This is a genomic window from Streptomyces sp. SID5785, assembly GCF_009870065.1.
Taxonomy (GTDB): domain Bacteria; phylum Actinomycetota; class Actinomycetes; order Streptomycetales; family Streptomycetaceae; genus Streptomyces.
On the sequence record NZ_WWIA01000783.1, the window covers coordinates 1 to 5119 of the forward strand.

Here is a 5119-nt window from a genome sequence, read left to right on the forward strand (position 1 = left end):
TGAACTCGGCGGCGGGCAGCACCCGGCGCAGCGCGTCGGCCTCCGTCAGGGCGGGCGACAGGAAGTCCTGGCCGGAGGGCTCCCAGTGCGCGGGGGCGTCGTGGTCGGCGGCGAACCAGTCGAGCAGCCGGGCCCGGACGGCGTCGAGCGTGGTGCCGGTGAGACCCGCGGCCGGGCCCGTGTCGAGGATCAGGCCGAGCGCGAAGGCGCTGTTGGTGTGGATGCCGTGCCGCACCGGGTACGTGGCCTTCGCCAGCCATGCGGTGAGCAGGCGCTCGACGGCGCCGACGGCCGGTCCGAAGGCGTCCGCCCAGCGGGTGCCTGCGCACTCCGCGGCGAGCGCGGTCAGCCAGGCCCAGCCGTAGGGGCGCTCGAAGCCCGGGTGGGCGAGCAGGTAGTCGGCCTCCGTGCGCAGGTGCTCCGCGGTGAGGTGGGCGTCGAGGGCGGCCGTCCCCGGACCCTCGGGGAGTTCGCCGCGGTGGTGCAGGCGGACCAGGAGCCAGTGCATGTGGACCGACGAGTGCCAGTCGTAGGCGCCGTAGAACGCCGGGTGGAGGGTGCGCGGAGTGGTGTCCTCGGTGGGGGACGTCACCAGGTGGGCGGGGAAGTGGGGGTAGGCGCGGGTGACGTTCGCCGTGGCGAGGGCGGCGATCGATTGCGGGGTGGGCATGTCTGGCCTCTCGGGGTCGGGGGTGTGCCTCATCGGCCTGGGCAGGACCTAGTGGGTGGCGCCCTCGGAGGCTCTGAGGTCGGCCCGGGTCGAGGCCGCGGCCGACAGCAACGCCCGGATCCCGGCCGCCACCGTCTCCGCGGGCAGCGCGGGCGCGCCCCCGTCGACGACCTGTTCCGGCGCCCACGGCACGTGGACGAACCCGCCCCGCACCCCGGGGAACTCCGTCGCGAGCAGATGCCCGAGCCCGTAGGCGACGTGGTTGCAGACGAACGTGCCGGCGGTGTTCGAGAGCGCCGCGGGCACGCCCGCCTCCCGCAGCGCGGCCACGCACGCCTTCACCGGCAGCGACGAGAAGTACGCGGCGGGCCCGCCCGGCACGACGGGCTCGTCGATCGGCCGGGCCCCGGCGTTGTCGGGGATGCGTGCGTCGTCGACGTTGATCGCGACGCGTTCCACGGTGACGCCGGGCCGGCCGCCCGCCTGTCCGAGGCAGACGACGACCTCGGGCCGGACGGTGCCGAGGGCGTCGCGCAGGGCGTCGAGGGCGGCGCCGAACACGCACGGCAGTTCCACCGCGGTGACGTCCAGGCCCTCCGGGGGCGCGGCGGCGACGAGGGACGCCGCCTGCCAGGACGGGTTGACGGACGCTCCGCCGAAGGGTTCGAAGCCGGTGAGCAGGATGCGGGTCATGGGCGGGTGCCTCCCAGTGCTAGAAGCCGAAGAGCGCCATCAGGACGACGGTGCAGCCGAGCAGGGCGATGCCGGTCGGCAGCTGTGCCTTGATCGGGCCGTACTGGTCCTTCAGCTCGAGCAGGGTCGCCGGGACGATGTTGAAGTTGGCCGCCATGGGCGTGCAGAGCGTGCCGGCGAATCCGGCGAGCATGCCCATCGCGAGGATGGCGACCTCGTTGCCGTGCATCTGCTGGATGAGCACGGGCCAGCCGATCGCGGCGGTCATGACGGGGAACGCGGCGAACGCGTTGCCCATGATCACGGTGAACAGGAACATGCCGACGCAGTACGCGAGGACGGCGAGGTACTTGGAGTTGTCGGGCAGCACGTCGTTCACGATCTTGCCGACCTGGGTGCCGACGCCCGCGACGGCGAAGATCGCGCCGAGGACGGAGAGCAGCTGCGGCAGCAGCAGCGCCGAGCCCATCGCCTCCAGCATCGAGCGGCCCGCGTGGAGGGGGGTGGACAGCTTGCGCTCGCCGGTGACGAGCATGCCGACGACGAGGCCCACGACACAGCCGAGGCCGAGCCCGATGAGCGTGGCCTTGCCGGTCTCGAACAGACCGGACTCGTCGAGGAACGAGGCGCAGACGATGGCGACGAGCGGGATCGTGAGGGCCGGGACGAAGAGCTTGTTGCCCAGGCGCGCCGCGGACGCCTCGCGCTCCTCCCCCGTGGTCGTGACGGGGGTGCCCTTGCCGATGAAGTTGAAGCCGGCGAGGACGATGAGCGCGAGGACGGCGACGCCGAGCGGTTCGGCGGGCAGCGTGTAGGCGGTCGCGCCGGTGGCGACCCCGGTGCCGTAGGGGAAGGTCAGTCCGAGCAGGCCCCAGAACGCGGCGGAGGTCCAGCGCTTGGGGTTGGTGCGGTCCATGGCCATCTGCACGGCCATGACGACGAAGACGAGCCCGATGAGCCAGTAGAGCCACTCGACCTTGATCACTTGGCGGTCTCCTTCGGCTTCGGGAGGTCGTGCTCGGCGGCGGCGAGCGCCATCTCGCGCTCCAGCTTGCGGTCGAGCATCAGCAGCCGGGCCCCGTGGATGACGAAGGCGCAGACGGCGAGGGGAATGGCCCACAGGGCGAGCTGGGTGGGCTCGAGCTCCTGGTGGTAGGTGGAGTTCACGAAGCCGGTGATCAGCAGGATGGAGCCGATCGCGATGAAGCAGTCCTCGCCGAAGAAGACGCCGACGGTGTCCGCGGACGCGGAGTAGGAGCGCACCTTCTCGCGCAGCCGGTCGGGCAGTTTCGCGCCGAGCCGGCGTTCGGCGGCGGCCTCGGCCATGGGGGCGACGAGCGGGCGCACGGTCTGCGCGGGGCCGCCGAGGTTGTTGAGACCGAAGGCGGCGGTGACCTGGCGGACCAGCAGGTAGACGGTGAGGAAGCGGCCCGCGCTGAGCCGGCCGAGCCTGCCGATGAGGGTGGCGGCCTGTTCGCGCAGGCCGTAGCGCTCGAGCAGGCCGATCACCGGGAGCACGACGGCGAACACGGTGACGGAGCGGCTGTCGGCGAACGACTTCCCGAAGGCGGCGAGGATCTCCTGCGGGTTCATCGTGCCGAGCAGTCCGGTGGCGATGCCGGCGACACCGACCACGAGGACGGGATTGCGGCGCGTGACGAATCCGAGGATCACCACGAGCACGCCGAGAAGAACGATCATGCGGCGGCCTTCTTCAGTGCGCACAGGGCACGGGACGAGGGGCACGGCACCGGGCACGCGTCAGCACTGAATCTGCCGTTCCGGTTCCATGGGGGATGCACGGACCCTAGGCGATCGTTGAACGATCGAACAAGGGGTTCCGCCCTGTGAGTTCCATCTTGTCGAATCGTTCAACAATCGCCTACGTTGAGGACGTGACCCAGCACGTGATCGACCTCAACGCGGATCTCGGCGAAGGCTTCGGCCGGTGGACCCTCACCGACGACGAGGCCCTGCTGTCGGCCGTGACCAGCGCCAACGTCGCCTGCGGCTTCCACGCCGGCGACCCGTCCGTGATGCGCCGCGTCTGCGACCTCGCCGCCGCGCGCGGCGTGCGGATCGGCGCCCAGGTCTCCTACCGCGACCTCGCCGGCTTCGGACGCCGCGCGATGGACGTGCCGCCGGACGAACTGGCCGCCGAGGTCGCCTACCAGATCGGGGCGCTGCGGGTGTTCGCCGAGGCCGCCGGCGCCGGCGTCGCCTACGTGAAACCGCACGGCGCCCTCTACAACCGCACCGTGCGCGACGCGGAGCAGGCCCACGCCGTCGTCACCGGCGTCACGCTCGCGGGCGGGGCGCTCCCGGTGCTCGGGCTGCCCGGCTCGCAGCTGCTCGACGCCGCCGCCGCCGCGGGTCTCACCCCCGTGCCCGAGGCCTTCGCCGACCGCGCCTACACGCCCGGGGGCACCCTGGTGCCGCGCCGGGAGCCGCACGCCGTGGTCGAGGACGCCGAGGCCGTGGTGCGCCGGTCCGTGGGCTTCGCCATCGACGGCGGCGTCGAGGCGGCCGACGGCAGCCGGGTCGCGGTCGCCGCCCGCTCCCTGTGCGTGCACGGCGACACCCCCGGCGCGGCGCGCACCGCGGCCCGGGTGCGGGCGGCGCTCGAGTCGGCCGGAGTCACCGTGCGGGCCTTCGCATGAGCGGGCCCGCGGGCGTGACCGTCCGTCCGGCGGGGCGGCACGCGCTGCTCGTCGAACTGCCCGACGCCCCCGGCACCGCCGCCTTCCACGCCGAACTGCTGCGCCGCCGCGCCGCGGGCACCCTGCCCCCGGTCACCGAGATCGTGCCCGGCGCCCGCACCGTCCTGCTCGACGGCGTGCCCGAACCGGCGGCGCTGGCCCGCGAGCTCACCGCGTGGACCGTGCCGCGGACCCCGCCCGCCGAGGGCGCGGTGATCACGCTGCCCGTCGTCTACGACGGCCCCGATCTGGCCGAGGTCGCCCGGCTGTGGGGCGTGCCCGAGGACGAGGTCGCGGCCCGGCACTCCTCGTACACGTACCGCGTCGCGTTCTGCGGCTTCGCGCCCGGCTTCGGCTATCTCACCGGTCTGCCCGGTCCGCTGCACGTGCCGCGCCGTGCGACGCCCCGCACGAGAGTGCCGGCGGGCGCGGTGGCGCTGGCCGGCCCCTACGCGGCGGTGTACCCGCGGGCCACCCCCGGCGGCTGGCAGATCATCGGCACCTACGCGGAGCCGGAGCGGCTGTGGGACCCGTCCCGCGAGCAGGCCGCGCTGCTGACCCCGGGGACCCGGGTGCGGTTCGCGGCCCCGGGCGGTGCCGCGTGAGCACCGTGCTGACCGTCGTGCGCTCCGGCGCCCTCACCACGGTCCAGGACGCGGGCCGGACGGGCCACGCCCACCTGGGCGTGCCGCGCTCGGGCGCGCTCGACGCGCCCGCGATGCGCCTCGCGAACCGCCTCGTCGGCAATCCGGCGCACACCGCCGTCCTGGAGACCACCCTCACCGGCTGCGCGGTACGGCCGGACGCCGCCGTCACCGCGGTGGTGGGCGGCGCCCCGTGCCGGGTCACCGTCGGCGGGCGGCCCGTGCCCTGGGGCAGCCCGGTGCGCGTCCCGGCCGGCGCCGTGCTCGACGCGGGCCCCGCCACCTCCGGGCTGCGCAGCTATCTCGCGTTCGCCGGCGGCGTCGCCGTCGAGCCGGTGCTCGCCAGCCGCTCGACCGACCTGCTGTCGGGGCTCGGCCCTGACCCGCTGGCCGACGGCGCGCTGATCCCGCTC

The 5119-nt window shown here is 74.2% G+C and carries 6 protein-coding genes and 1 pseudogene; 3 read left to right on the forward strand and 4 right to left on the reverse strand.

Annotated features, from left to right (window positions below; all coding sequences use genetic code 11):
• The 4 genes from GTW43_RS25805 to GTW43_RS25820 all read right to left on the reverse strand — a co-directional run.
• A partial coding sequence (locus tag GTW43_RS25805; RefSeq protein ID WP_161304385.1) for a DUF2891 family protein occupies nt 1–670 on the reverse strand: 670 nt, incomplete at its 3' end.
• 48 nt (nt 671–718) lie between these two features.
• Complete coding sequence (gene pcp / locus GTW43_RS25810; RefSeq protein WP_161304386.1) at nt 719–1363, reverse strand: pyroglutamyl-peptidase I; 645 nt, start codon at nt 1361–1363, stop codon at nt 719–721.
• A gap of 19 nt (nt 1364–1382) precedes the next feature.
• A complete protein-coding gene (locus tag GTW43_RS25815) occupies nt 1383–2348 on the reverse strand; it encodes a DUF979 domain-containing protein (protein ID WP_161304387.1) in 966 nt (321 codons plus the stop codon).
• Complete coding sequence (locus GTW43_RS25820; RefSeq protein WP_161304388.1) at nt 2345–3064, reverse strand: DUF969 domain-containing protein; 720 nt, start codon at nt 3062–3064, stop codon at nt 2345–2347. The genes GTW43_RS25815 and GTW43_RS25820 overlap by 4 nt, the downstream gene beginning before the upstream one ends.
• Before the next feature lie 206 nt (nt 3065–3270).
• Between GTW43_RS25820 and GTW43_RS25825 the strand changes: the two genes are divergently transcribed.
• The 3 genes and pseudogenes from GTW43_RS25825 to GTW43_RS25835 all read left to right on the forward strand — a co-directional run.
• On the forward strand, nt 3271–4023 hold the full coding sequence (locus GTW43_RS25825; protein WP_161304390.1) for a 5-oxoprolinase subunit PxpA: 753 nt from the start codon (nt 3271–3273) through the stop codon (nt 4021–4023).
• A complete protein-coding gene (locus tag GTW43_RS25830; protein ID WP_161304389.1) occupies nt 4020–4667 on the forward strand; it encodes an allophanate hydrolase subunit 1 in 648 nt (215 codons plus the stop codon). The genes GTW43_RS25825 and GTW43_RS25830 overlap by 4 nt, the downstream gene beginning before the upstream one ends.
• Nucleotides 4664–5119: pseudogene (locus tag GTW43_RS25835) on the forward strand (allophanate hydrolase subunit 2 family protein); the annotation flags it as partial. The gene GTW43_RS25830 and the pseudogene GTW43_RS25835, both read left to right, overlap by 4 nt.

What these genes read in the sequence shown, in the direction of transcription:
- pcp (WP_161304386.1), bottom strand. Translation starts at nt 1,363, where the DNA reads ATGACCCGCATCCTGCTCACCGGCTTCGAACCCTTCGGCGGAGCGTCC.
- GTW43_RS25820 (WP_161304388.1), bottom strand. Translation starts at nt 3,064, where the DNA reads ATGATCGTTCTTCTCGGCGTGCTCGTGGTGATCCTCGGATTCGTCACG.
- GTW43_RS25830 (WP_161304389.1), top strand. Translation starts at nt 4,020, where the DNA reads ATGAGCGGGCCCGCGGGCGTGACCGTCCGTCCGGCGGGGCGGCACGCG.